Origin of the sequence: Micromonospora sp. NPDC047557 (genome assembly GCF_043205095.1) — a bacterium.
GTDB lineage: Bacteria > Actinomycetota > Actinomycetes > Mycobacteriales > Micromonosporaceae > Micromonospora.
Map to the genome: position 1 here is coordinate 1,216,408 of NZ_JBIDDK010000001.1, position 24,848 is coordinate 1,241,255.

At 71.7% G+C, this 24,848-nt stretch carries 24 protein-coding genes and 1 pseudogene; 17 read left to right on the forward strand and 8 right to left on the reverse strand.

Going from position 1 to position 24,848, the window contains the following annotated elements; translation table 11 throughout:
* Nucleotides 1-6: 6 nt before the first annotated feature.
* From ACGGAQ_RS05680 to ACGGAQ_RS05690, 3 genes are all read right to left on the reverse strand, one after another.
* Nucleotides 7-276, reverse strand: coding sequence for a hypothetical protein (locus tag ACGGAQ_RS05680; protein ID WP_393044921.1), 270 nt, complete (start codon nt 274-276; stop codon nt 7-9).
* Between the two features lie 158 nt (nt 277-434).
* Nucleotides 435-731, reverse strand: coding sequence for a hypothetical protein (locus ACGGAQ_RS05685; RefSeq protein ID WP_393044923.1), 297 nt, complete (start codon nt 729-731; stop codon nt 435-437).
* Nucleotides 732-923: 192 nt separating this feature from the next.
* Nucleotides 924-1,157 carry a hypothetical protein gene (locus ACGGAQ_RS05690; RefSeq protein ID WP_393044925.1) on the reverse strand — a complete coding sequence of 78 codons (234 nt, stop codon included), beginning with the start codon at nt 1,155-1,157 and terminating at the stop codon, nt 924-926.
* A gap of 19 nt (nt 1,158-1,176) precedes the next feature.
* Here ACGGAQ_RS05690 and ACGGAQ_RS05695 point away from each other — a divergent pair, with 19 nt between their 5' ends.
* The 4 genes from ACGGAQ_RS05695 (at nt 1,177) to ACGGAQ_RS05710 (ending at nt 4,397) form a co-directional block, all read left to right on the forward strand.
* Nucleotides 1,177-1,866 (forward strand): DUF402 domain-containing protein, encoded by a 690-nt coding sequence (locus ACGGAQ_RS05695; protein ID WP_393044927.1) that lies wholly within the window; start codon nt 1,177-1,179, stop codon nt 1,864-1,866.
* Nucleotides 1,867-1,928: 62 nt separating this feature from the next.
* Nucleotides 1,929-2,396: a hypothetical protein gene (locus ACGGAQ_RS05700; RefSeq protein WP_393044929.1), complete on the forward strand. Its 468-nt coding sequence runs from the start codon at nt 1,929-1,931 to the stop codon at nt 2,394-2,396.
* Nucleotides 2,393-3,391 (forward strand): hypothetical protein, encoded by a 999-nt coding sequence (locus ACGGAQ_RS05705; protein WP_393044930.1) that lies wholly within the window; start codon nt 2,393-2,395, stop codon nt 3,389-3,391. Before ACGGAQ_RS05700 ends, ACGGAQ_RS05705 begins: the two co-directional genes overlap by 4 nt.
* A 379-nt stretch (nt 3,392-3,770) precedes the next feature.
* Nucleotides 3,771-4,397 (forward strand): phosphatase PAP2 family protein, encoded by a 627-nt coding sequence (locus ACGGAQ_RS05710; RefSeq protein ID WP_393044932.1) that lies wholly within the window; start codon nt 3,771-3,773, stop codon nt 4,395-4,397.
* 21 nt (nt 4,398-4,418) lie between these two features.
* Here ACGGAQ_RS05710 and ACGGAQ_RS05715 read toward each other — a convergent pair whose 3' ends face one another.
* Entirely contained in the window at nt 4,419-5,129 is a 711-nt protein-coding gene (locus ACGGAQ_RS05715; RefSeq protein ID WP_393044934.1) for a prepilin peptidase, read from the reverse strand.
* A 720-nt stretch (nt 5,130-5,849) separates the two neighbouring features.
* Between ACGGAQ_RS05715 and ACGGAQ_RS05720 the strand changes: the two genes are divergently transcribed.
* The 12 genes and pseudogenes from ACGGAQ_RS05720 to ACGGAQ_RS05775 all read left to right on the forward strand — a co-directional run.
* The gene (locus tag ACGGAQ_RS05720) at nt 5,850-6,386 is read left to right on the forward strand and encodes a hypothetical protein (RefSeq protein WP_393045692.1); all 537 of its coding nucleotides are present in this window, start codon (nt 5,850-5,852) and stop codon (nt 6,384-6,386) included.
* Nucleotides 6,380-7,336: a hypothetical protein gene (locus ACGGAQ_RS05725; RefSeq protein WP_393044936.1), complete on the forward strand. Its 957-nt coding sequence runs from the start codon at nt 6,380-6,382 to the stop codon at nt 7,334-7,336. The genes ACGGAQ_RS05720 and ACGGAQ_RS05725 overlap by 7 nt, the downstream gene beginning before the upstream one ends.
* Before the next feature lie 46 nt (nt 7,337-7,382).
* The gene (locus tag ACGGAQ_RS05730) at nt 7,383-8,042 is read left to right on the forward strand and encodes an SAF domain-containing protein (protein ID WP_393044938.1); all 660 of its coding nucleotides are present in this window, start codon (nt 7,383-7,385) and stop codon (nt 8,040-8,042) included.
* Nucleotides 8,043-8,044: 2 nt separating this feature from the next.
* A complete protein-coding gene (locus ACGGAQ_RS05735; RefSeq protein WP_393044940.1) occupies nt 8,045-8,845 on the forward strand; it encodes a ParA family protein in 801 nt (266 codons plus the stop codon).
* Nucleotides 8,835-10,376: a CpaF family protein gene (locus ACGGAQ_RS05740; RefSeq protein WP_393044942.1), complete on the forward strand. Its 1,542-nt coding sequence runs from the start codon at nt 8,835-8,837 to the stop codon at nt 10,374-10,376. Before ACGGAQ_RS05735 ends, ACGGAQ_RS05740 begins: the two co-directional genes overlap by 11 nt.
* A 4-nt stretch (nt 10,377-10,380) precedes the next feature.
* Complete coding sequence (locus tag ACGGAQ_RS05745) at nt 10,381-11,283, forward strand: type II secretion system F family protein (RefSeq protein WP_354853583.1); 903 nt, start codon at nt 10,381-10,383, stop codon at nt 11,281-11,283.
* Between the two features lie 37 nt (nt 11,284-11,320).
* Nucleotides 11,321-12,190: a type II secretion system F family protein gene (locus ACGGAQ_RS05750; RefSeq protein WP_393045694.1), complete on the forward strand. Its 870-nt coding sequence runs from the start codon at nt 11,321-11,323 to the stop codon at nt 12,188-12,190.
* A 24-nt stretch (nt 12,191-12,214) separates the two neighbouring features.
* The gene (locus ACGGAQ_RS05755; protein ID WP_393044944.1) at nt 12,215-12,418 is read left to right on the forward strand and encodes a hypothetical protein; all 204 of its coding nucleotides are present in this window, start codon (nt 12,215-12,217) and stop codon (nt 12,416-12,418) included.
* A gap of 5 nt (nt 12,419-12,423) precedes the next feature.
* Entirely contained in the window at nt 12,424-12,867 is a 444-nt protein-coding gene (locus ACGGAQ_RS05760; protein WP_393044946.1) for a TadE/TadG family type IV pilus assembly protein, read from the forward strand.
* Complete coding sequence (locus ACGGAQ_RS05765; RefSeq protein WP_393044948.1) at nt 12,864-13,331, forward strand: TadE/TadG family type IV pilus assembly protein; 468 nt, start codon at nt 12,864-12,866, stop codon at nt 13,329-13,331. Before ACGGAQ_RS05760 ends, ACGGAQ_RS05765 begins: the two co-directional genes overlap by 4 nt.
* Nucleotides 13,328-13,759: a pilus assembly protein TadG-related protein gene (locus ACGGAQ_RS05770; RefSeq protein WP_393044950.1), complete on the forward strand. Its 432-nt coding sequence runs from the start codon at nt 13,328-13,330 to the stop codon at nt 13,757-13,759. The genes ACGGAQ_RS05765 and ACGGAQ_RS05770 overlap by 4 nt, the downstream gene beginning before the upstream one ends.
* A 14-nt stretch (nt 13,760-13,773) precedes the next feature.
* Nucleotides 13,774-14,892: pseudogene (locus tag ACGGAQ_RS05775) on the forward strand (LysM peptidoglycan-binding domain-containing protein); the annotation flags it as partial.
* 344 nt (nt 14,893-15,236) lie between these two features.
* Here the strand turns inward: ACGGAQ_RS05775 and ACGGAQ_RS05780 are convergent.
* Nucleotides 15,237-16,163 (reverse strand): DUF1963 domain-containing protein, encoded by a 927-nt coding sequence (locus tag ACGGAQ_RS05780; protein ID WP_393044952.1) that lies wholly within the window; start codon nt 16,161-16,163, stop codon nt 15,237-15,239.
* 64 nt (nt 16,164-16,227) lie between these two features.
* Complete coding sequence (locus ACGGAQ_RS05785) at nt 16,228-17,079, reverse strand: Rieske 2Fe-2S domain-containing protein (protein ID WP_393044954.1); 852 nt, start codon at nt 17,077-17,079, stop codon at nt 16,228-16,230.
* Nucleotides 17,080-17,226: 147 nt separating this feature from the next.
* On the opposite strand from ACGGAQ_RS05785, the gene ACGGAQ_RS05790 reads away from it, so the two are divergent.
* Nucleotides 17,227-17,997 (forward strand): crotonase/enoyl-CoA hydratase family protein, encoded by a 771-nt coding sequence (locus tag ACGGAQ_RS05790; protein ID WP_393044956.1) that lies wholly within the window; start codon nt 17,227-17,229, stop codon nt 17,995-17,997.
* Nucleotides 17,998-18,027: 30 nt separating this feature from the next.
* Here the strand turns inward: ACGGAQ_RS05790 and ACGGAQ_RS05795 are convergent, their stop codons facing one another.
* Both ACGGAQ_RS05795 and ACGGAQ_RS05800 read right to left on the reverse strand, forming a co-directional pair.
* Entirely contained in the window at nt 18,028-21,750 is a 3,723-nt protein-coding gene (locus ACGGAQ_RS05795) for a discoidin domain-containing protein (RefSeq protein ID WP_393044958.1), read from the reverse strand.
* 185 nt (nt 21,751-21,935) lie between these two features.
* Nucleotides 21,936-24,842 carry a discoidin domain-containing protein gene (locus ACGGAQ_RS05800; protein WP_393044960.1) on the reverse strand — a complete coding sequence of 969 codons (2,907 nt, stop codon included), beginning with the start codon at nt 24,840-24,842 and terminating at the stop codon, nt 21,936-21,938.
* Nucleotides 24,843-24,848 lie beyond the last annotated feature (6 nt).

Here is a 24,848-nt window from a genome sequence, read left to right on the forward strand (position 1 = left end):
GGGTGTTCAGCCACCGGCAGTGACGTGCTCGCACACCCGGCTGGGCCGGTAGCCGCCCGGGACGTCGACGCTCATGGTGTCCCAGAACACCGGCGAGCCGTCGATGTGCCCGCCGAGCGTGTGCCAGGTGTAGGCGGGGTTTTCTCTGCGCAGTGCCGCGAGGCCGGCGGCGGCCAAGCCGCGGCGGCGGTAGGCCGGCAGGGTGTACGGCTGCTCGACCCAGCCGATCCGCTCGTACGAGACGGTGTCCTGCCACGGCGTGCCCGGCCGGGGCACGACCGGCCAGCCGGACCGGGCGTGGCCCCCGGCCTCCGGTCAACCTCAGGAGTAGCTCGCGCCACGGGTCACGCCCGGACACCCGGCCGAGCATCGCCGTGCTGGCAACCAGGTCCCGGATCTCGGTATCGCGCGAGCCGGCTTCGGTCATCGGCGGCTCAGTCCTCGCCGGCGTCGGCCTGCGCCTGCCCGGCCTGCTCGACCAGCGCGTTGGTCAGATCCCGCAGTCCGGCCACGACGTTCCAGTCCGGCCGGACCGCCGGGTCCAGGCCGCGGGCCTTGGCGTCCTCCCAAATCCGGTCGACGTAGTCGTACAGCGCCTGACGGGACTGGACCTGCGCTGCCCGGCCAGCGGCGTCAAGCGCGGCCAGGCCGGCCGCGTCGCGTTCGGCGAAAACGTCGATTAGCTCGATCGCCATGCCCTGGCGGTCCAGCTCGTCGTCCACATCGACCATGCTGGTCACTCTAGGGCATCGGATCATCACGCGGGTGCGCGCGAGGGTGGGGCCAGCAACGGCTGGTAGCCGTCGGTGTCGAGCTGAGCGAGTCGGCGTCAGCGCCGCGATCCGGACTTCCCCTACCCTGGATGGGCGTGAGGGCTGCCGGACCTGGACTGAGGGCCGCTGCTGTCACCACCGCGGCGAGGGTTACCCCTGCGTGAGGGTGAGGGTCGCCCAGACCTGGCTGGTGTCGATCGGGTCGATCGCAAGCAGGTTCACCGGCACGTCCAGCACGACCAGGTGCGGGCGCTCGTTCCCGCCCCGTTCGGGCGAGATCAGACCACGTACCGCGTGCTCGCCCTGGTCCTCTCCGATCCGGGCTCCGGCGCTCCCAGCCTTCTGACCACACCCCGCCCTCGCCACCGGCCGTCGATCGATCAAGATCAGTTAGGATCTCCTCGTGCGACCTTCCCTCCATGACCTACGTCGAGGCGAGGAAGTGCTGGTCCGTTTCACCCGGGGCTCGTACCTGGGCGAGGCCAGACCCACCAGGGTGATTGCCGCCTCTGGCTCGACGGTCATGGTGTGGGTAGCGCCTGAGACACCGGTCATGCGCAGCAAGGCGCGCGACGGCAGGTCCGGACACCAGATCCCCCTGGCAGAGCGCGACGACCTCAGCTTCGAGATAGTCCTCGACATCTGGCGTGGGCCGGGGATCGTGATGATGCTTCAGGCTCGAACGGCGTCGTCCACCTGGTGGTTCTATCGCGGTGACGGGTCCTTCTCACACTGGTACATCAACCTTCAGACACCGCCAGTGTGGTGGCGAGAAGGAAAGACCGTGGGAGTGGACATCGAGGACCACTGCCTTGACGTGGTAGTCGCTCCTGACCGCAGTTGGCAGCTCAAGGACGAAGAGGAGTTCAACGAGCGGATCGGGCATCGACTCTACTGGAGCCCCGACCAGGCCCGGGAAATCCGAGCTGAGGCAGACCGAATGACACAACTTGCGCAGGAGGGGCGTTTTCCGTTCGACGGCTCCTGGTGCAGCTTCACGCCCGACGCCTCCTGGGCCGCTCCGCAGATCCCCACCGGGTGGGACCGTCCATCGGCCACCGCTACTGACGAGATCAGGATGAGGTTCGTATGAATCCTGCTGACATCAAGCGATCGCCTGAGCAGATGGCCACAGACCTGGCTCAGCTTCGGAGCATGAACTGGGCCAAGGTCTGGGCCGGCGACGGTAACGCTTCGACCGCACAAGATTGGGCCCGGTCCTTGGGTTTGCACCTCACTGACCTTGATCCGGACAACAACCTCACCTTGGCTCTTCCCAGCGGTGGCTCGCTGACACTGTTCCGACGCCAGCACGGCACGCAGTTCGAGCAGGCCCTCACCGTCACCTGGAAGATGCGCGCGCACCGCGCCAGCGAGAACTCCGCCGTGATTGAGCAGGCGCTCGCAGCGTGGACGGGCTACTACGAGGCGGCAGTCGGGGCCCTGGGATCCCCCGAGCGCGAGCCGCGCGTCGACGTGGTCGGCGATACCGGCCCGGCCGCGCTCTTCAAGCCCACCGACGGTCCGGCTTTGTTCGAGCTGCGGGTCAACCGTGCCACGGGCATGACCGAGGGTGCGCGACCCGGCAGCGCCTCCATACGAGTGTTGATCCACCCCGCATGACCTTTTCGAACCGGCCCGCTGTGCCGATCACCGGTCAAATCTGGGATCGCGCGGTAGAGCTGCAACGCGAGCGGGAGGCGCGCAGGCCGGACGACGCCGGCGTCCGCCAGTGCGCCGAACGGTTGTATGAACTCGCCGGCGAGAGGGACGTGCTGGAGTATCTGCGTCAACGCGTGGAGGAGATGGACCTCACTTCACCCCCCGCGGGTTCGACCCTGTGGGCATGGCGATCCCAGCATCCGACCAGCGGCGAGTTCGTAGGCAACCGATACCTCGCCCACGCGTGGGCCGAAGCGGTCATTCGCACCACACCAGAGGATCCGGTCACGGTCATCCACCTGACGCCCGGTGGATCCGAGATGGACCTGCACTGGCTCAACGATCGCAGAACTCTAGCCGCACTGGACCTCGACCCCGACGATGTGAAGGCTATCTGGCAGCGCCTCTCAGAGCGCTACGCCGAGCACATCAGCGGCGAGACGCTCGTCTTCTCGGACATGGGACACAGCCAGGCCGTCCTGCACACGACCGAACTCCCTGTCGTACGTCGATCGCCCGAGGCTGGCTTGGACAAGATCCGCTTCGTACACCCGCCCGCGCCGCACCTGCCCGAGGCGGTACGCCACCTCCTCTACCCAGACGCCATCCGGGCCCGGGTCCAGATCGACGACCCGAATCGGCCTCACTACCTCGACACCGCAGCCCTTCTCAAACTGTCGCCACCGAAGCGGGCAACCTACATCAAGCAGGTACTCGAGCAAGTCGATCTCGATGACCGGAAGTCGGCACGGCACCAGTCCGCTACGGCGGGCCCGCCCACTCCCGCACCTCGGGGACCCTCAGCAGCGCCAGGAGCGGAGGCGGCACGCCGAGCAGCCCTGGCATTCCCGGCGAACACTGCGAGAGCTGTACACGGAGGCAACCCTGGCAAGCCGCCGTCCCAGCGCTCGCCGTCGCAGCAGAGCCATCGCGCAGACCGCGGTCACAGCCGCTAACCCGGGCACCAGGCCGCCTCCTGACCGGCTCGGAAATGCGGCTGAGGACGTCCGCCCCGCCCGCGCTCGCCCGCCCCGCCCCCTGGCAAGACGGCCCCTACGCGGCGGCGATCCGCGCGTCGATCGCGCACTGGGACCCGACCGGCCTCTCGTCCTCCGCCGTCTCAGCGGCAGGCGGCGGTTGGTCGGTGGCGGAACTGGTGTGCACGAAACCTCCTGTGGGTGCCGAAGAACTCTCACCAGCCAAGCAGAGGCGCCTGTGCGATCGCTGGACGAAAGTCGTGCGGCCGGCTCGACCTTCGACTCCTGTGCTGCTCCCTGCCGCGTTCCTAGGGTGTCTTCCAAGTGAACGAGGTATGAACGTCTGGTGAGGTGATCCATGGCCGACAACGGCAGCACGGACGTTCCAGAGATCAGCGCCGAGTGGTACCGCGACATCGTCGACGCGGCCGCCGGCACCCCGGCCCCGGTGCAGTGGTTCGTCGGGCACGCCACCGAGGGGGTGATCCTGCTGCTCGGCGCGCTGCTGGTGGCGGCCGCGCTGCGCCGCCTGGTCGGCGGCCCGCACGACCGGGCACTCGCCCTGGTCGCGCCGCTGCCGATCCTCCTCGCGTACGCGAGCAGCGAATGGCTCAAGACCGTGGTGGACGAGGACAGACCGTGCCGGACGGTGGGCCGGGCGATCGTCGCCGGCACCTGCCCACCACCTGGTGACTGGTCGTTCCCCAGCAACCACGCCACCCTGGCCGGCGCGCTGGCGATCACCACACTGCTGCTCTCCCGGCGGCTCGGACTGATCGCGCTGCCGCTGGCCGTGCTGGCCGCCTTCTCCCGGGTCTTCGTGGGCGTGCACTACCCGCATGACGTGGCCGCCGGCCTGCTGCTCGGCGCTTTGGTCGCCATGGTGGCGACCCCGCTTCTGGCCCGCCTGACCGCCGAGGCGCTGCGCCGCCGTGCCGACGCCCGCCGCCCGGTACCCGACCTGGCCAGCCGACCCCGCCCCTGACCCCGCCGGCGGGGTGGGTGGTCAGGAGGTCAGGACGAGGGCGCCCACCGTGCCGAGCAGCAGAAACGGGCCGAACGGCAGGTGCGTGCTCCACCGGGCCCGTCGGGCGACCAGCAGTCCCAGGCTCACCAGCGCGGACAGCCCGAACGCGAGCAGCAGCCCGAGGAGCAGGACGGGCAGGCCGTACCAGCCGAGCAGCGCCCCGATGCTGAGCGCCAGCTTGGCGTCGCCCAACCCGAAGCCCCGGCGGCCGAGCAGCAGCGTGCTGGTGGCGAAGAACAGCGCCAGCCCCGCACCGGCGGCGACCGCCCGCAGCCAGGGGCCCGGGTCGGCGTCGGCGAGCCCGGCCGCGCCGAGCAGCAGCCATGTTCCGGCCGCCGCCGGCAGGGTGAGCCGGTCGGGCAGCCGGTGCACGGCCAGGTCGACGAGGACCGCCGGCACGGTCCAGGCGAGCCACCACGCCAACGCCGGCAGACCCCCGCCCGCCGGGCCGATCAGCGCCAGCAGCACGACGGCGGCGAGCGCGGCCACCTCGACCGTGCCGGGCGGCGGCCCGACCCGGGCCCGGCACCGGCCGCACCGGCCGGCCGGGCCGAGCGCCGGCCAGGGCCGGGTCAGGCCGACCGCCGCACCGCAGGCGTCGCAGCCGGTCCGGCTGGGGGCTCCCGAGGGTACGGCGTAGCGCACGACCGCCAACCGCAGCAGCGGACTGACCGTCAGGATCGCCAGCACTGTCGCGAGCCGAAGACGGCCAGGGGCAGGCCCGGCCGCCGCCCGATCGGTCGGGTTCCGCCGACCGGGTGCCGCCGCAGGGGGGCCGGTCAGCGCCACGTGGACCACGCCGGACGCCGGCCGTCCCCCGCAAAGGTGAACACGGATCGTGACTGAACGTTCGCTCGGGTGTAGCGGATGGCGCAGAAACCGACGTCCGCCATGGGCCGCACGATGATCTCCTCGCCCGAGGCCCGGCCGGTCGGCACCGCGGACGGGGTGGCCGGTCCGTCGCTCCGGGACACAGTCCGGATGCCGGGATGGGGGCGCGATGTCCCACTCTCGAGACCGACGCAGGGGTTGCGGCGGATCGGCCCCGGCCGGCGAGGTCCGGCCGTCGGCGACCCCTCGACCGGCCATCGTCCGGCGTGCAGCACGAACACCCGCCACCACCACCCATCATCACGCAGAGTGTTCACTTGAATTGCCTCTGTTGCATCGGCGAGCGTCAGCCTATGCTCGCCCCTTGGGTGTGACGCAAGCCTCACCTCTACGACCGGACGACACGGGACCTTGCATTTGTAAAAGATCCGTAACGGTGAATGCAGAAGCGCAGTGAAAGCTCCGGAAGGAACTGATCCGGGCGCGCTTCCGCATGCCCGGCGGCGGTGCTTCATCGCCACGTCGGGCGACCACGAGGAGGGCTCAGCGGTGCGCGGACGGCAGCTCAGGCGAGCGGCAATCTGCCTGCTGGCGGTCGTGGCGGCGGTGCCGGTCACCGCCTGCGGCAGCGAGCAGGAGGCGGTCGATCGACCGGCGACGGCGCGGAACGACGGAGCACGGGCCGATTCGGGCGCCGAGCGGGAAGCTGCCGAAAAAGCGGCGCTCGAGGCGTACTCCGGTTATCTCGCCGCATCGCGGACGGCGAGTCGGCGCAGTGATCCACACGCGCCGGAACTGTCCCGGTTTCTCGCTGATCCGCTGCTAACCCGGGTGCAATTGTCCATTCGCGACGCAAAGGAGCACGGCGCGATGCGTACCGGGACGCTGGCGTCCGATCCCAGCGTGATCGCCGTCAGCCTGGACTCTGACCCGGCGACCGTGGAGATCCAGGACTGCCTGGACGCGACCGGCTACCGGCTGGTCTACACCAAGGACCAGCGGGTGGTCCCGGGCAGCGGTGGCGGCAAGCACCTGGCCACCGCCACCGCCACCCGCTATCCCGACGGTCGCTGGCTGATCAGCTCGGGCTCGGCGCACCCGGACCAGCCGTGCTGACCCGGGGAGGGGTAGCCCGCACCGGCAAGGTCGGCGCGGCCCGGCGGGCGCTCGCCGGGCTCGGTCTGGCGCTGCTGCTGGTGGTCGGCGCGACGGTGCCGGCCGCCGCCGCCCGACGCGCGGACCCGGGGGCCGGATGTCCGCCCGGCCAGCCGGACTGCAACGTCTGGGACGACGAGCCCGGTACGCCGGGCGGCCCCGGCGGCGGTGGCGACAACGGCGGCGGCGACTCCGGCGGCGGTGGGGGCGGCGGTGTCTGTCAGTGGGGCGGGCGGACGATCCCCTGCTACGACGACCTGCTGGGCTGGTTCAACAACGGTGACGGGTGCTACTACAAGCTCGCCTCGCCGCAGAAGCCGGCGCCCGAGGGTCAGCAGTGGTACGTGCAGACCTGCAACGGGGGCGATGTCGGCACACAGGACACGGTGCTGCGGGACGGGCCGCCGCCGGGCTTCGGCGCTCCGCCGGACCCGGAGGAGCTGGCCCGTCGGGCCCTCGCGTCGATCAAGCTGCTGCCGGCGCGGCTCAAGGTGGCGCCCCGCAAGGACATCGGCCCCGGCCTGGTCGGCCTGCCGGTGTGGATGTGGGCCACCCCGAGCGCCAGCTACTTCGGGCCGCTGCGTGCCTCCGCCTCCGACCGTGGGCTGACCGTCTCCATCGAGGCGAAGGTCGACCGGATCGTCTGGAACATGGGCAACGGCGACACCGTCACCTGCACCAAGGCCGGCACTCCGTACGACCCGAAGGGCAACCGCGCCGGCCGCACCTCCCCGGACTGCGGCTACGACCGCGGCTACCCGAAGGCCGGCACCTACCGGGTGGGCGCCACCACGTACTGGACGGTGCGCTGGTGGACCGACGACGGCGACGAGGGTGACCCGATCCCGCAGACCCGGACCAGCGGCACGGTGCCGGTCGTGATCAAGGAACTCCAGGTGGTGACCAGGTGAGTGAGCCGGTTCTGCGAGCCCCACAGTCGGGAATGGAGATCGAACGGTGAGTGTGGGTACGCGTAACGCGACCGGGCCGGTGGACGCGCCGGTCAGCCCGCCCAAGGTGGTCCGGCAGCGCCGCGTCCGCCCCGGGCTGCTGGGTCTCGCCGTACTCCTGATCGCCCTCGGTGGGCTGGGGGCGGCGTTCGCGGTCACCTCGGTCCGGGCCACCGGCAGCTACCTCGCGGTGGCCCGGCCGGTGGAGGTGGGTCGGGAGGTCAGTGCCGCCGATCTGATCACCGTGCAGGTCGCCGGCGGTCAGGGGTTGCACCCGGTGCCCGCGGGCCGGCTGAACGAGGTGGTCGGCAAGCGGGCCGCCGTGGCGCTGGTGCCGGGCACCCTGCTCACCCTCGGGCAGGTCACCGACGACCCGCTGCTCGGCCCGGGTCAGCAGCAGATCGCGCTCGGCCTGAAGACCGCGCAGGTGCCGGCCCGATCGCTGCACCCCGGAGACAAGGTGCTGCTGGTCAGCACCCCGGACGAGAACGCCACCGGGGCGGCGGCCGGGGCGGGCACCCGGTTCGCGGCCACCGTCATCGACATGGTCAGCCCGACGGACGACGAGAAGGTGCTGTACCTGGCGCTGCTCATCCGGGACGTACCCGCCGTGGTGGCGTTGGCCGCCCAGGAGCGGATCGCGGTCGTGCTGACCGAGGCGGCCTGAGCATGGCGATCATCGCGTTGGTGTCCGCGAAGGGTTCGCCCGGCGTGACCACCTCGGCGTTGGCCTGTGCCCTGACCTGGCACCGCCGGCTGGTCCTGGCCGAATGTGACCCGGCCGGCGGATCGATCCTCGCCGGCTACCTCGGCGGTCAGCTGGACGGGCCGCGCGGCATCGGCGAGCTGGCCGTCGGGGAGCTGCGCGACGGCAACCTGGAGACCGCGTTCTGGTCGCAGCTGGTCGACCTGGACGCGCCGCGCCGGGAACGGCTGCTGCTGCCCGGGTTGGTCGACCCGGCGCAGGCCGGCAGCGTCACCCCGCTCTGGCAGCGGTTCGCCGACTACTTCAACGCCCTGGACCGGGGCACCCCCGGCTACGACGTGCTCGTCGACTGCGGCCGGCTGCACGTCACCGGCCCACCGTGGCCACTGCTGCGGGCCGCCTCGGTGGTGCTGCTGGTGACCCGGGCCCACCTGCCCGACCTGTCCGGCACCCGGGCGGTGGTCACCGCGATCGAGCGGGACTTCGCCGAACACCGGGTGCCGCCGGGCACCCTGCGGCTGCTGCTGGTCGGCGACGGGCACGGGCGCGCGGAGATCAGTCGTGGACTGAAACTGCCGGTGATCGCCCGGCTGCCGCACGACCCGCGTACCGCAGGGGTGCTCGCCCTCGGTGGGACCGTACGGTCCGGACGGCCGCTGCTGCGCGCGGCCGCCGCGCTGGAAGTGCCGGTCGGTGCGCTGCTGGAACGCCGACGGGCACGGCTGGCCTGGCCGGTGCAGCAGGGGGTGCCGGATGCGGTTTGAGCCCGTCTCCACCGACCCACGTCAGCAGCCGCCGGCCGCGACGTCCACCGCGCCGCCGCTGGCCCCGCCGAACGGTCGGCACCACCAGTCGGCGGCGATACCGCAGCCGATGCCCACGGCCACGCCGCCGCCGGAGGTGGCACCCCGACCCCGGATGGATTTCCAGGTGGTCCGGGAGCTGCGCCGGGAACTCACCGAACGGCTCACCCTGTGGCAGCGCGGCCGCGAGTTCACCGTCGACGAGGAGGACACCGAGCGGGCCCGACTGGCCGTCACGGTGGTCGCCGAGTACGCGGACGCGGTCCGTCGCGCCGGGACACCGATGGCCGCCGGCGAGGAACGCCTGCTGCTCGACCAGGTGACCGCCGAGCTGGTCGGGCTGGGCCGGCTACAGACCCTGCTTGTCGACGACACCATCGAGGAGGTGCACATCCTCGGCTGCGACGTGGTGCGCATCACCCGGCACGGCGGTGGGGTGGACTGGGCCGAGCCGATCGCCGACAGCGACGCCGAGCTGGTGGAGATTCTCCAGGCGGCGGCACGGCGGGCCGGCGCGACCGAACGGTCACTGTCCACCGTGAAGCCCACCCTGGACCTGCAACTGCCCGACGGCAGCCGACTGGCCGCGGTGTTCCTGGTCAGCCACCGGCCGTACGCGGTGATCCGCAAGCACAACACCCTGGACGTGAGCCTCGACGACGTGGCCGGCGCCCGGGGTGACCTGGACGAGATGATCGACCCGCTGCTGCGCGACTTTCTGCGTGCGGCGATGCGCGCCGGGTTGAACATCATGGTCGCCGGGCTGGCCGGCGCCGGGAAGACCACGATCATCCGGGCGCTCATGAACGAGATCCCACCCGACGAGCCGTACGTACTGCTGGAGGAGAGTCGGGAGTTGTTGCCGGCCCGTCGCCGGGAGCGGCACCGGGCGGTGATGAGCTTCGAGGCGCGGGAGGGGCACGGCGAGCGCGGCTTCGACGGCCGGCCGGCGGGCGAGGTGACCATCGCCGACCTGATCCCGCTCTCGCTGCGGATGGGCGTGCTGCGGATCATCGTGGGCGAGGTCCGGTCCCGGGAGATCGTGCCGATGCTCCAGGCGATGACCACCAGCCGGGGCTCGATGTGCACCATTCACGCCCGTACGGCGGCAGGGGTGGGTGAACGGATCGTCGAGCTGGCGCTGGCGCACGGCCGGGAAATGACCGTCGACCAGGCCCGCCGGATGGCCGGCAACGCCCTCGATCTGATCGTCTACGTCACCGTCGAGGACGAGAGCGCGATCGGCGGCCGTAAGCACCGGTTCGTCTCGCACGTGGAGGAGGTGATCGGGGCCGGTGAGGCCGGACGGATCACCACCACCACCGTCTTCGGTCCCGGTCCGGACGGCCGCGCCGTCCCCCGGCACCTCCCGGAACGGGTCCGCGACCAGTTGCTGCGGGTGGGGTACGACGCCCGGCTGCTGACCCGCTGGATCGAGGCCGGTACGGGTGCCTGGCGGCGTACCCGACAGACCCGACTGGCCCGGCGGTGACCTGATGGGGAACAGCCTGGAGTTGATCGCGGTGGTCTCCGGGGCCGCCTGTGTGGCCGGGCTGCTCCTGGCGGTCGTCGCGCTGGTGGGCAGCCGCCGGCCCGCCGGGCCCGGCCCGGGAGCGGGCCCTGGCCTGAGCCGCCTCTGGCGTGGCTCCGGCGCCACTCCCGCCGAGCGGCGGGCCTACCAGGCGCTGCTGCTCACGGCGGTGGTCGCCGGGGCGTTGGCGTTCCTGCTGACCGGGCTGCCGGTGGTGGGCCTGCTGGTGGCCGTGGCGGTGCCCGGCACGCCGTGGTTGTTCGCCGTGGGCAAGGCCGAGCAGCGGGCGATCGCCCGGATCGAGGCCGTCGGCGAGTGGACCCGCCGGCTCAAGGACGTCTCCGGTACGGGGCAGGGCCTCCAACAGGCGATCATCAGCACGATCGGCAGCGTGCCACCCGGCATCGAGGACGAGGTACGGCTGCTCGCCGCCCGGTTGCAGGCCGGCTGGCTGGCCCGTTCCGCGCTGCTGGCGTTCGCCGACGAGATCGGCGACCCGGTGTGCGACCAGGTCGTGGCGGCGCTGATCCTGCACCTCACCGACCGGGGTGAGCGGCTGGGCGACGTGCTGGGCTCGATCGCCGGCGCGGCGGCCGCGGAGGTGGCGACCCGCCGGGAGATCGAGGCCAAGCGCACCCAGCCCCGGTTCGCGGTCCGCTTCCTGACCGGGATGACGCTGGCGACGCTGGCGTACGGGCTGGTCAACACCGAATACATCAAGCCGTACGGCACACCGACGGGTCAGGTGGTGATGGCCGCTCTCGGTGCCGCCTTCATCGGCCTGCTGGCCTGGGTGCGGTCGATGAGCCAGCCGCAGCGGCCGGCCCGGTTCCTGCCGGCGCCCGACCCTCAGGAGGTGATCGCGTGAGCGCGAGTGCCACCGTCCCCGGAAGGGGCCTGCGGTGATCGTCAACTGGCTCCTCGGCGTCGCCGTGTCCGGTGGAGCGGCGATCGGGCTGGGCCTGTTCCTGGTGGTCCGGGAGCTGGTTCCGGCGACCCCCGCGCTCGGGCCGGCGCTGCGTCGCCTGCACCAGCCGCCGGGCACCGGGCGGGTGGCCGCTCCCGCCTCCCGCCGGCTGGACTGGCTGACCGGGCTGTCCCGCTGGTTGCGACCACCGCACCGGCAGCTCGCCCTGATCGGTCAGACCCCCGAGCAGTACGCGCTGTCGGTGCTGCTGTCGGCGCTCATCGGACTGGCCACGCCGACCCTGCTCGGGGTGGCGCTGTTCGTGCTCGGTGTCTCGCTGCCGCTTGTCGTACCGGTGCTGGGTGGCCTCGGCATGGCGCTGATCGCCGGCCTGCTGGCGCACCGCTCGGTGCTGGCCAAGGCGGACGCGGCCCGCGACGAGTTCCGCCAGGCCGTCTGCACGTACCTGGATCTGGTGGCCCTGCAGCTCTCCGCCGCGCACGGGCCGGTGCAGTCGCTGGAGCGGGCCGCCGCGGTCTGTGACGGCTGGGTGTTCGACAGGCTTCAGGAGTCGCTGCGGATCGCCCAGATGCAGATGCACGCGCCCTGGGACGAGCTGCGGGACCTCGCCGACAAGATCGGTATCCCGGAGCTGGGTGACGTCGGCGCGATCATGCGCTCCTCTGGCAGCGAGGGCGCGCAGGTGCACGAGACCCTGCGCAGCCGGGCCGACTCGCTGCGCGACCAGATCCGCACCGACAACCTGGCCCGCGCCGAGGGCGTGACCAGCCGACTCGACATCCCGGGCGCACTTCTCGTCTTCGTGCTGCTCGGCTTCGTCGTCTATCCGTTCATCGCCCGTGTCTGATCCGACCCCGAGAAGGAGAACGCCATGTCCATCCTCACCTACCTGCACGTCGTGGTGACGACGCGCTTCGCCGAGCTGCGGCGGGACGGCGAGCGCGGCGACAGCCCGGTACCGACCGCCGTGATCATCTTCGGTCTGGTCTTCGTGGCGACCATCGTCACCGGCCTGGCCCTCGGCAAGGCCAACGACTGGATGAAGGCCATCCCGAACCACTCGAACCCACGGTAGCCAGGATGCGCCGAGCCGCGTTCGGAAGGTGGCGCCGGGCGGTTCTCGCCGCCCGGTGTCGCCTCGTGGCCGGCGACCGGGAGCGGGGTGCCAATCCGGTGGAGCTGGCCGTGGTGATGCCGCTGATCCTGGTGCTCCTGTTCGCCTCGCTCCAGGTCTCGGCGGTCTTCCTGGCCCGCTCCACGGCGTTGAACGCCGCCCAGAGCGGGGTCAACGCCCAACGGCTCTACAACGCGCGCGACGGCGCCGGGAAGGCCAGCGCCACCCGGTTCCTGTCCGCCACCGGCGGCTGGTTGCTGGGCTGGGAGAGGACCGGCCCGACCTGCGTGACCACCGACGTCGAGGTGACCTGCACGGTGACCGGCCGGTCCCTGTCCGTGGTGCCCGGCGTGGACTTCGCGGTAGAACAGACCGCGCACGGGACGGTGGAGCGGGTGACCCCGCCGTGAACCGGCCCGCCGAGCGGGGCTCGGTCTCCATCGAGGTGGCGGTGCTCGCACCCGCGTTCATCGCGCTGATGGTGCTGGCCGGCGTGGCCGGACGCAGCGCGGTGGCGGCGGAGGCCATCGACGCCGCCGCGCACGACGCGGCCCGCGCCGCCTCGATCTCCCGCAGTGCGACCGAGGCCCGCGAGGAGGCGCGCGACGCGGCTCAGGAGCAGTTGGACTGGCGAGGGCTGAGTTGCCGCGGCACACCGACCGTGACGTTCAGCGGCTCGGTCGGAGGCGCCGCCACCAGCTTCGAGCGGGCCTACGGCAGCGCGCTCGGCCAGGATGCGACGGTCACCGTCACGGTCGCCTGCCGGGTGTCCTTCCGGGATCTGCGCCTCTCGGCCGTGCCCGGCATGCCCAGCGAAAACCGCATCGAGGCCAGCTTCACCTCACCACTGGACCGCTACCGGAGCCGGCGATGACCGTCCGTCCGCTCTCCGGCGACCACGGCCGCGTGAGCATCTTCCTGGCGGTGGCGATGGTCGGCGTACTGGCCATCGTGGGTCTCTCGTTCGACGGCGCGGGTCAGCTGCGCACGCTGCAACGCGCCGACAACCTGGCCGCGGAGGCGGCCCGCGCGGGCGGGCAGGCCATCGACCGGGCCACCGCGATCGAGGGTGGGCCGACGCGGATCGACCAGCCGCAGGCCCGCGTCGCGGTCGCCAACTACCTCTCCGCCGCCGGCACCACCGGCCACACCGTGAGCTTCCCGCAGATCGCCGGGGAGACCGTCGTCCGGGTACGCGTCACGATCACCTACCGCCGCTCGATGCTCGGGCTGTTCGGCTTCGCCGACCGGGTCACCGTCACCGGCGAGGCGACCGCGCGGGCCATCACCGCAGGACCGTAGGAAGGAAGGCCGCCATGTCCGCATCGGGTCGGTCCGTCGTACGGCGGACCGGACGCGTCCTCACCGGCGTCGGCGCGCTCGTCGTGCTCTTCGCTCTGGTGGCGGGTGCGCCGGTCGCGCTGCTCGCCTTCGCGGGCAATCCCCTGCCCGACCATCTGCCCACTCTCGCCGAGGTGGGCACCGCCCTGACCAGCCGCGACGACGGGCAGCTCTTCCTGCGGGCCCTGGCGTTGGCCGGCTGGTTCGGCTGGGCCACGTTCGCCTTCTCCGTGGTGGTCGAGCTGGGTGCGCAGATTCTGCGCAGGCCAGCGCCGAAGTTGCCGGGGATGAGCCGCCAGCAGAAGGCCGCCGCCGCGCTTGTCGGTTCGGTCGCGCTGATCCTCGCCGCCAGCCCGGCCGCCGCCAGCGCCGCGGCGGTCTACACCGGTCCGGCGTACGCCCAGTCGAGCGCTTCGACCAGCGCCGCCCGACTGCCCGAAGCTGGGCCGCTCGGGATGACCGGGATGACCGGAAGCGGGCCGCTCGGGATGACCGGAAGCGGGCCGCTCGGGATGACCGGCAGCGGGCCGCTCGGACTGGTCGCGCCCGGTGGGCCGAGCGCTGGTGACCAGGCGGCGCCCGTGTATCGCGTGGCGCGGGGCGACTACCTCGGCGAGGTGGCCGAGCGGTACCTCGACGAGTTCGGCGACTACCGACAGCTCGCCAAGCTGAACCGGCTGGACGACCCGGATCGGATTCGCCCCGGCCAACTGCTCCGGCTGCCAGCGGAGGCCGCCGACCAGGGCGCCCGCCCGCACGCCACCGGAAAACTCGTCGGCCGGCCCGCCGCGCCCAGGCCGCCGGCCCCGCGACCGGCGCCCGAGCGGACCGCGCCGGAGCGGGCGGAGCAGGCGCCCACCGGCGGTACGGAGTCGACAGGTCAGGTACCCCCGATGACCGTCGGCGCGGCGCGGGCCGGAACCACCGACCGGGTGAACCGACCGCTCGCGGTCTCCGCCGTGCTGGCCGTCGCGAGCATCGTCGGCGCCCAGATCGGCGCGGTGCTCGGCCTGCGCCGCCGCCCGGCCACCGCCGGCGCGGCTCCCCGGCTGGCCGCATCCAGCCGCGCACCCCGGCGCGGGGCGAGCGGCCGCCGCGGCAGCTCGACCGGAAGCAGCCTGGATCCGAGCGGGAGCCTGGGCCGGAGCGGCAGCGGCGCCGCCTGGGCCGCCAGCCGCGCGGCGGCGGCCATCGAGCCGTCCGCACCAACCGCTGGCACAGCACCCGGCTGGTCCGGCGACGGCACGGCGTCCGTCGGCGCATCGGGGGCCGGGAGCGACAGTGCCGGAGTTACCGGTGCGGCAGAGTGGGACGACGACGGACCCCAGGGCGGTCGACATCGGCGCGGCTGAGCCGGCACACCCCGGACCGGCACCGGCAGGCGCGCGGGACCGGACGGTCCGGAGATGCCGATACCGGTACGCCGACCGCGGCGGGCCTATTCGGTGAAGGCGGTGAAGGAGAGCGCCTTGTCGAACCGCCGGGCGGCGAGGTCGTCGTGGCGGATCAGGAAACGCCCCCGGTAGACGGAGTCCGGCACGAACTGGACGAGCGGCACCCACTCGCGCATCACCCGCAGTGCCTCCACCTCCAGGTGCAGATCCCGCCCGCCGGGCGCGATGACGAGTTCGCCGGCCTTCTGCCGGGCATCGAGGTTCTTGTCGGCCATCCCGGTCTCCGGGGTGCTCGACATGTGTTCGGTGGCAAGCTCACCGATGCCACTGGTGTATCCGCCCAGGCGGAAATCAGCACCACGGCTTGGCGGCCAGAGCTTTTCGACCAACGCCCGAAGCTGCTTTTTGTGCGGCAGGTGCAGACCCAGGTGCTCCCGGTCGGCAGACCACGGGAGCCCTCCCCGCACATCCCTGTCCTTCTCGAGCCAGCGGGGCAACTCCGCGTTGACCGCGGCGAAGAGGTCACGCTCCGGTTCGACGAAGTGGCGCCTGCTGTCGTAGAACATCTCCTCGTCGTGGTCGGGCTCCGGTGCGGTCGCGGTGTCGGTGCCGGCCGGTACGTACACGACTCGCGCGTACCGCTGCTCGCCGGCGACGTCATCTGCTTCGTCGGCCCACTCGTGGTCCAGGAAGAAGAGCAGCGAACCCTCCGTCGGCAGGGCCAGGCCGTCGACTCGGGGGAGCGCCGAGCAGTCGAAGGAGGCGACGAACTGCAGTGGCCGCGACCCGGCGGACGGCCACTGCATGCCCACCGGCAGCCGCGGCAACCCGCCGCTGCGCCCGACGAGCGGGCCGTCGTAGTCCGGGCTGGTCCAGATCGCGAACCGGAGGAACTCGGCGAACGTGGTGACCTCGCCCTCTCCGATGCCCTGCTCGATCGCCGCGCGCCGGAACCGCTCATGGAGATCCATGCCAGGCATTGTGCCCTGATGATCAAGCGGGTCGACGACCGACCACTCTCGACAGTGCGGTAGGTCAGGGGACGCGGGTCTGGAGCACGCCGTCGCGGATCCGCGTGGGCAGGATCTGCTGGTCGTTGCCGGAGGGCCCCAGTACGACCTCGCCGCCGTTGAGCCGGAACGCGCTGCCGTGCCACGGGCAGACCACGCACGCGTGGCCGTCGATCTCCTGGACCTCGCCCTCGCCGAGCGGCCCGCTCTGATGGGGGCAGCGCTCCAGCATGACGGTGACCTCGTCGCCGTGACGGTAGAGGATCACCGAGACGTCGTCGACCTCCCGGGTGATCAGTGTGCGCTGCGGCAGGGTGGCCATGTCGGCCAGGGAATGCCAGCCGTCGGTCATCCGGTGCAGCTCGGAGATGCTCTGGTTGACCTGGGCGCCCTGCTTGTACGCCAGGTGGCCACCGATGTACGCGCCGAGGCTCACGGCGGACAGCCCGAGGAAGCCGAGCGCCCGACCGACGCCGTGCCGCCCGGAGAGCCGCGCCGCCAGCGAGCCGGCGTAGAGCCCCATGCCGACGGTGTTCGCGGCGGCGTGCACCAGGCCGACCCGGCGCTGGTCCCGGGAGAGCGCCGCCCAGTCGTTCAGACCGGCGACCGCCGCCGGCAGCGCGCTGACGGTGCCCAGGCCGACCAGCACGGTGGCCGGCCGGCGCTGGCCCGGCATCAGGTCCAGCACCGCGGCGCTGATCCACGCGCCGACCGGGACCTGCACCATCGCCGGATGCAGCGGATGCCCCAACGTCACGCCGTGCAGCAGGTCCCGCAGCCGCCGCGGTCGCAGCGTGCCGAGGACCACCCGCTGCAGACGGTCGCCCGTCCGGTCCAGGCCGGTTGCCTGCTCAACTTTCGTCAGAAGTGCTCGCACCCGTACCGACTTCCCGGCGAACGCGGTCGCAAACCGGTCGCCGGTGACGGACCTGTAGCAGGGCGTGGCGGGCACGGCACAACGCCGGTCGGCACCGCGGGATCGGCGCGGATTGTGGGTGCCGGGCGGTGCGGGCATGCTGGGCCGATGGGTGTACGGGTGGAGCGCGCCGGGCCGGTCACGACGGTGATCCTGGACCGGCCGGCGGCCCGCAACGCGGTGGACGGGCCGACCGCGCGGGCACTGGCGGACGCCTTTCGCTCGTTCGACGCCGATCCGGACGCGGCGGTGGCCGTGCTCTGGGGTGCCGCCGGCACGTTCTGCGCGGGCGCCGACCTGAAGGCGATCGGCACACCCAGCGGCAATCGGGTCGAGCCGGAGGGAGACGGCCCGATGGGTCCGACCCGCATGGCGCTGAGCAAGCCGGTGATCGCGGCGATCTCCGGGTACGCGGTGGCCGGCGGCCTGGAGCTGGCACTCTGGTGCGACCTGCGGGTCGCCGAGTCCGACGCCACGCTCGGCGTATTCTGCCGACGCTGGGGAGTGCCGCTGATCGACGGCGGGACGGTCCGGCTGCCCCGGCTGATCGGTGAGAGCCGTGCCCTGGACCTGATCCTCACCGGGCGGGCGGTGCCCGCCGACGAGGCGTACACCATGGGGTTGGTCAATCGGGTGGTGCCGCCGGGCCGGGCGCGGGCGGCGGCCGAGGAGCTGGCCGCGGCGATGGCCCGGCATCCGCAGACCTGCCTGCGCAACGACCGGGCGGCCGTGCTGGCCGGCGCCGGACGGCCCGAGGCGGAGGCGCTGGCGACCGAGCTGGCGTACGGGATGGATTCGCTGGCCACCGACGCGGCGGCCGGGGCGGCCCGGTTCGCCGCTGGCGAGGGCCGGCACGGCGCGATGCCGCCGGGAGGGTGAACCTCCCGGCGGCATCCGGTACGGCCTGACTCAGTTGCGGTTGATGGTGAAGGTCGAGGTGGTGTTGCGGATGTCCACCGCGTTGTTGCTCAACCGCAGGTTGTTGAAGGTCACCGACCCGACGGCCGGCCCCTGCCCGGACTCGGGCATCTCGTTGACCCAGATGCCGAAGCCGGATTTCGCGTCGTAGGCGTCACCGCTCTTGCGGGCGCCGCTGATCGAGATGTTGGTGAAGACCGTGTCGGTGACCGGGAACTGCGGCTGCCCACCGACGTAGTTGGTCTGGAACATGATGCCGCTGTAGGTCGGATCGACGATGTCCACGTCGCTGACCCGGATGCCCTGGAACACCTTCGAGGCGGAGAAGACCCAGATCGCCGGGAAGGTCTGCGCGCCCCAGAAATGCCCACCGGCCCGCACGATCGAGATGTTCTCGAAACGGGTCGGCGGGCTCGCGCCGAAGCCGTTCATCGGGTAGCCGAAGTCGAGCGAGCTGATGGTGATGCCGGAGTAGACGAGCGTGTCCGCGATGTAGATGTTGCGGAACGTGTTGCCGTAGCCGCCGTAGACGGCGACACCGGCGGCCCGCCAGGTCAGGGTCGAGGTCAGGTTCTCGTAGATGTTGTCCCGCATGTCCGCGCCGCCCGCGTCGATCGCCGAGAACAGCGCGAAGCTGTCATCGCCGGTGGCCCGGGCGTCGTTGTTGCTGACCAGGTTGTTGGTGCTGCCGTTGGTCATGTTGATGCCGTCGGCGAACAGGTTGCGGATCCGCGAGTTCTTGATCGTCATGTAGTCGGTGTTGGCGCCCCAGTAGAGGCAGACCTGGTGCTCGGCCCAGATGTTGTCGATCATGATGTTCGACACGTTGGCGAAGTCGAACACCTTGCCCGGCCCGTCGATGCGCGAGGTGTAGTTGCCGAAGTAGGCGAAGTTCGCGAACGACGATCCGGCCGCCGAGTTCTCGGCCCGGAAGCCGATGTCGGTGTTCTCCTGGCCGGAGGGGGCGTTGAACCGGGTGTACCAGGGTCCGGCGCCGGTCACCTTGACCGCCTTGCCGTACACCTGGAACTTCGACGAGGTGGAGTAGTTGCCGGCGGGCAGGTACACGCCGATCAGGTTGCCGGTGGTGTCCATCCGCACCCGGTCCAGGGCGTTCTGCACGTCCTGGTGGGTGAAGCCGGCCGGCGTCGCGTAGCGGGCCGAGTCCGGGTTCGCGATCGGCGAGACCTGCTCGGTGTTGATGAAGTCGATCGCGTACGTGGTGGTGTTGGCCGCGTCCTTCTGGAGGCGGATCTTGCTGCCGGCCGGCACTGTCGAGTTGAGCATGACGTTGGCTTCGTCGTAGATGTGCCGCGGTCCGCCCGCGCTCGGCGAGTTGCCCGGGCTGGTCTCGTTGCCGTAGAGCCAGGCGTAGCGGGACGTCAGGTCGATGGCCTTGTGGAACGTGCCGTTGACGTAGACGTTCAGCGTGGAGTTGATGCCCCCGCCACCCGACGCGTCGGGGATGGAGAAGCGGGTGACAAGCGTGTTGGTGCTGGCCCGGGTGGTGAACTCGACGTAGCTGCCGGTCGAGTTGAGCGTCACCGCACGCCGGCCGGACGCCTCACCGGCCACGTCGCCGACGGTCCGGTTCGGGCCCACGACTGCCGCGCCGCCGCCGACCACGCCGTCCTCGGCCTCGTACATGTCGTACGGCATGTTGGCGCCGCGCCCGACGAAGAGCGGACGGTCGCTGGTGTTGTTGCCCTGCTTGACCGGCAGTTCGTTGCTGTCGGCCGCGAGCACGACCCGCACGGTGTACTTGCCGTTCGCGGCCGTCCAGGTGCCCAGGTCGACCGGGCCGACGGTGGCCCCGGCGTTGATCACCCCGGAGTACGAGCCGGTGAGGGTACGCACCACAGTGCCCGATTCGTTGAGCACGGTGAGCGTGATGCCGTGCGACCCGGACGCGGAGGCCACGCTGCCGGCGTTGCGGATCGACACGGAGAAGGTGACCGTGCTGCCGGCCGACGGGTTGCCCGGCGACCAGGCCACCGCCGAGGCGACCAGGTCACTCGTGGCGACCGGGCTCACCACCAGCGGGCTCGGGTTGGAGTAGCTGTTGTTGGTGTCGTCGGTCTCGACGACGGTGTTGGACTCGTCGACCTTCGCGCTGAGCGGGTAGCTGCCCGCGTCGCGGGTGCCGATGCTGGCGCTGACCGTGGTCGAGGCGCCGGCCGCGAGGCCGCCGACCGACGCGGTGCCGACCCGGGTGGAGCCCAGGTAGAAGTTGACGTTGGTGGCGGCGGAGGCCGCCGAGCCGGCGTTGCGCACGGTCGCCGAGAGCGTGATGGTGCTGGTCTCCACGGGCGCGGACGGGCTCACCGACATGCCGGTCACGGTGAGGTCCGGGTTCGGCGCGGGGGTGCCGATGACCTGGAACTCGGCCACCTGCCCGGCCGGGGCGCCGGTGTTCGAGGCGATCGAGAGCCGTACGTCGGCGGCGGCGCCGGAGACCGGGATGGTCACCGTGTTGCCGCTGCCCGGGTTGAAGGTGTAGTTCGCCGCGCCGACCAGGGTGGTGAAGGTCGACGAGCCCTGGTCGCGGCCGAGCACGGTGATGTTCTGGGTACGCGTACCCCAGGCGGAGTCCGGGTTGAGCTTCAGCACGACCTGGCTGAGGCTGGCGTTCGCACCGAGCTGCACGGTCAGCGTGCTCGGGTTGCCGTTGCCCTCCCAGTAGGTGGTCACGTTGTTGTCGTTGGCGTTGGTCGCCACGAATGTGTGCACGTACCCGGAGGCGGTGATCGGCTTGCCGACCGCCAGGTTGGTGCCGGTGGGCGGGTTGCCGGTGCCGGTGCGGGTCACCGTGTTGCTGTTCGACGACTGGTTACCGGCCGCGTCCCTGGCCCGCACGTAGTACGAGACCGTGGCGGTGTCCGGCTGGCTGTCGGTGTACGTCAGCGTCGAGCCGCCGACGCTGCCGCGCAGCGCGCCACCCGCGTAGACGTCGTACCCGGTCACGCCGACGTTGTCCGTGGACGCGGACCAGGTGAGCCGGATCTGACCGCTGGCGGGCTGGGTGTACGCCAGGTTGCCGGGGGCGCTGGGGGCCTGGGTGTCGGTGCTGCCGCTGGCGCCGTACACCTCGACCTCGGAGAACTGCGCGGCCGGCCAGCCGGTGTTGCCGGTGACCTGCACCCGTACGTAGCGGGTGCTGGCCGCGGTGAAGCTGACCGTCGCGGTGTTGCCGGTGCCCGGGTCGAACGTATAGCCGCCGAACGCCTTCAGGGTGGTGAAGGTCGAGCCGTTGGTGGAGCCGAGGATCGACAGTGTCTGGGTGCGGGTCTGCCAGTCCGACGAGGGCGGCAGCTTGAGCACCACCCGGTCCACGGTGACGGTGGCACCGAGGTCGGCCTGGATCCACTGCGGGAACGCGTTGTTGGCGCTCTCCCAGTAGGTCGACGCGTTGCCGTCGTTGGCGTTGCCCGCGACGTAGTTCTGGTTGTAGCTGCTGGCGCTCATGCTGGCGGAGAGCCCGGCGAGCAGGGCCGCGCGGGCGGACCCGGCCGGGGCCGGAGCTGGCTTCGCCGCCGGTGCCGCGGTCGCCGGGGTGAGGGCGGGGACAGCGGCGAGGAGCAGTCCGGCGAGCGCGCCGGCGAGCAGCCGCCGGCCGGCCGGCAGTCGGCCGGCTCGGTGGGCTCGGTGGGCTCCGGGGACGGGACCGGGCGAGCCGGCACGCGGGGTGCCTCGGGTGGGGCCGTTTCTGGACATGGGTGGCTACACCTCTTTCGGGGGTGGTGTGGGTGCGTTGCCCGGTGACGGGTGCAGGGGTACGCCCGTCGTGCCGCGACAGGTGGGGGACGGTGCGGTGTGGGACGGGTGTGGGCGGGCCGGCGCCGCGCTGCGCCGGGCTCCCGACCGGTGGCCCCCGCCCTGCTCGGGCGGGGGCCGTCGGCCTAGCTGGAGTAGACCTCGAACTCGCTGAGCTGGCCGGCGGGCCAGCCGGTGTTGCCGGTGACGGTCAGCCGCAGGTACCGCTGGCTGGTCGCCGTGAAGGTCACGGTGACCGTGTTGCCGCTGGCCGGGTTGAACGTGTAGCCGGCGGACGCCTTCAGGGTGGTGAACGACGAGCCGGTGGTGGAGCCGAGCACCGACAGCGTCTGCGTACGGGTCTGCCACGCCGACGACGGCGGCAGCTTCAGCACGACCCGGGACACCGAACGGGTGGCGCCCAGGTCCACCGTCAGCGACTGCGGGAAGGCGTTATTGGCGCTCTCCCAGTAGGTGTTGGCGTTGCCGTCCACCGCGTTGGGCGCGGCGTACACGTCGGAGTGGCTGGTCTCCGTGATCGACCGTCCGGCCGCGAGGTTGCCACTGGGCGGGGGCGTCGTGGGCGGGACGGTGGTGGGCGGTGCGGTGGTGGGCGGTGCGGTGGTGGGCGGTGCCGTGGTCTGCGTGCCGCCGTACACCTCGACCTCGCTGAGCTGGGCGGCCGGCCAGCCGGTGTTGCCGGTGACGGTGACCCGGATGTAGCGGCGGTCACCGGAGGGCAGCCCGATCGACACGGTGTTGCCCGTGCCCGGGTCGAAGACCCGACCGGCGGACGACGCCAGGGTGCTGTACGACGAGCCGTCGGTGGAGCCGAGCACCGACAGCGTCTCGGTGCGCTGCTCCCAGCCGGCGGGCAGCTTGAGCACCACCCGGTCGACCGAGCGGGCCGCGCCCAGGTCCACCGTCAGCGACTGCGGGAAGGCGTTGTTGGCGCTCTCCCAGTAGGTGGCCGCGTTGCCGTCCACGGCGTTGCCCGCCGTGTAGCTCTGGTTGGTGCTGGTCGCGGTCGTCGACCGGTTCAGCGCCAGGTTCCCGCCGGTGGGCGGCGGCGTGGTCGGGGGCGGCGTGGTCGGGGGCGGCGTGGTCGGCGGCGCGGTGGTGGGGCCGGTGGTCGGCGGGGTGCTGGGGCCGCCACCCCACTGCGGCTCCGGCCACGGGCCGCAGTACGGGGTCGACGTGTACCAGCCCGAGTTGCCGGAACCCTGGGTGATCTGGAAGCCGCTGCCCACGCAGTTGTGCATCGGGTTGCTCTGCGCGATGTTGGTGGCGCGCACGTTGGTGAACGACACCTGGCTGGGCGCCTGCACCTGGAGCGCGTACGTGCCGGCGCCGTCGATCCGTACGTTGTTGAGGTTGATCCCGCTGGTCTGGCCCTCGATCCAGTGCAGCGCGGCGTACGAGCTGTCCAGGATGTCGGTGTCGGTGATGTTGATGGTGGCCTGGCTGAACGCCTCGTTGAGGGCGGAGAACCAGATCGCCCCGACGCCGAAGTTCCAGTTGTAGTCCGAGTTGCCGTTGCGGATCAGCGTGTTCCGGGCGATCGTCCAGGTGCCCCGGACCGCGGTGTCGCCCTGCACGCCCGGGTAGCGGTTGGCGACGTGGATGCCGCCGCCGTTGGTCAGCGAGTCGGCCGTCACGTTGTCGGTGATCTTGATGTCGCGACCGCCGTAGCTGACCAGGTGGTTCGCCAGCAGCGTCACGCCGATGGTGTTGTGCGTGAACGAGTTGTTGACGTTCGGCACGCTCTGCGCCCACATCGCCAGGGCGTCGTCGCCCGTGTTGCGGACGAACGTGTTGGTCACCGTCGAGTTGGTGACGCCGGTGTGGAAGTTCACCCCGTCCGCGGTCTGGTCCAGGATGCGGCTGTTGCGGATGGTGAAGTTGTCCATCGGGCCGTCCATCCACGCCCCGACCTTGGTGTTCTCCAGCCACAGGTTGTCCACCACCGAGTTGGTCATCGCCCCGCCCAGGGCGTTGACCTGGTCCTCGTCCACCCGCTCGCGGATGTCGCCGATGATGGCGAAGTCCCGCAGGGTGACGTTGCGACTCGGCCCGTTCGCCTCGTGCGACCGGATCTCCCCGGTGTAGCCGCCGCCGGGGACGTACTTGCCGTAGATGCCGGCGGCCCGCTTGCGGTCGGTCGGGTGCCGCCCGCCGAGCACCGAATACCACGGGCCGGCCCCACGCAGGGTCACCCCGTCGACCACCACGTGGTCCCAGAGGGTGAAGGTGCCGGTCGGGATCCAGACGGCCCGCCCCTGGGCCTTTCCGGCGTCGACCGCGGCCTGGAACTTCGCGGTCGAGTCCGTCGCGCCGCTCGGGTCGGCGCCGAAGTCGGTGACCACGTCGAGCACACCGGAGGGCTTGCTGATCGCCGGGGCGACCAGCTCGAAGTCCGCCAGGTCGATGGTGAACGTCGGCGACTGGGCGGTCGAGGAGACCTGCAACCGGATCTTCGTACCGGCCGGGTAGGTAGTGCCGAACATCGCCCGGGTCTCGTCGTAGAAGTGGTGCGGGTTCGTGTCGCCCGGGTTGTTGTTGAACGGGTAGCCGCCGTAGTACCAGCCGTACCGCGAGGTCACCGGCACCGACTTCAGCAGGGTGCCGTTGGCCCGCAGGTCGAGGGCGGCGTCCCGGCCGGTGCCGGCCGGGCTGTCCGGCAGGCTGTGCCGGAAGGTGACCGCGTTGGCCGGGGCGGTGAGGGTGAACTCGACGTACTCGCCGACGGAGTCGAGGGTGACCGCCTCGCGGCCGGACGCCTCCGACGGCAACGTGCCGTAGCGCCGGTCCGGGCCGATCCTCGTGCCGTTGGAGGCGGCCTTCTCCGCCTCCTGCTCGATGAACGGGACGGTCGCGCCACGGCCGGAGATGTCGAAGGGGGACAACCCGGCCGCCGAAGCCGGGGTGGCGGTGCCGGTGACCGCGAGGGCGGTCACCGTGGTGGCGGCGAGCAGGGTGGCGGCGATCGCGGCCAGCCCGACGCGCGCCGGGTGTCGGAGGTGGTGCGGGGTGGCGGTGGTGTGGTTGGCCATGAGCTG

Coding starts and splice junctions, on each gene's coding strand:
- ACGGAQ_RS05685 (WP_393044923.1), bottom strand. CDS start 731: ATGGTCGATGTGGACGACGAGCTGGACCGCCAGGGCATGGCGATCGAG.
- ACGGAQ_RS05700 (WP_393044929.1), top strand. CDS start 1,929: ATGAACTGGGCCAAGGTCTGGGCCGGCGACGGTAACGCTTCGACCGCA.
- ACGGAQ_RS05705 (WP_393044930.1), top strand. CDS start 2,393: ATGACCTTTTCGAACCGGCCCGCTGTGCCGATCACCGGTCAAATCTGG.
- ACGGAQ_RS05710 (WP_393044932.1), top strand. CDS start 3,771: ATGGCCGACAACGGCAGCACGGACGTTCCAGAGATCAGCGCCGAGTGG.
- ACGGAQ_RS05735 (WP_393044940.1), top strand. CDS start 8,045: ATGGCGATCATCGCGTTGGTGTCCGCGAAGGGTTCGCCCGGCGTGACC.
- ACGGAQ_RS05740 (WP_393044942.1), top strand. CDS start 8,835: ATGCGGTTTGAGCCCGTCTCCACCGACCCACGTCAGCAGCCGCCGGCC.
- ACGGAQ_RS05745 (WP_354853583.1), top strand. CDS start 10,381: ATGGGGAACAGCCTGGAGTTGATCGCGGTGGTCTCCGGGGCCGCCTGT.
- ACGGAQ_RS05755 (WP_393044944.1), top strand. CDS start 12,215: ATGTCCATCCTCACCTACCTGCACGTCGTGGTGACGACGCGCTTCGCC.
- ACGGAQ_RS05760 (WP_393044946.1), top strand. CDS start 12,424: ATGCGCCGAGCCGCGTTCGGAAGGTGGCGCCGGGCGGTTCTCGCCGCC.
- ACGGAQ_RS05770 (WP_393044950.1), top strand. CDS start 13,328: ATGACCGTCCGTCCGCTCTCCGGCGACCACGGCCGCGTGAGCATCTTC.
- ACGGAQ_RS05780 (WP_393044952.1), bottom strand. CDS start 16,163: ATGGATCTCCATGAGCGGTTCCGGCGCGCGGCGATCGAGCAGGGCATC.
- ACGGAQ_RS05790 (WP_393044956.1), top strand. CDS start 17,227: ATGGGTGTACGGGTGGAGCGCGCCGGGCCGGTCACGACGGTGATCCTG.
- ACGGAQ_RS05795 (WP_393044958.1), bottom strand. CDS start 21,750: ATGTCCAGAAACGGCCCCACCCGAGGCACCCCGCGTGCCGGCTCGCCC.
- ACGGAQ_RS05800 (WP_393044960.1), bottom strand. CDS start 24,842: ATGGCCAACCACACCACCGCCACCCCGCACCACCTCCGACACCCGGCG.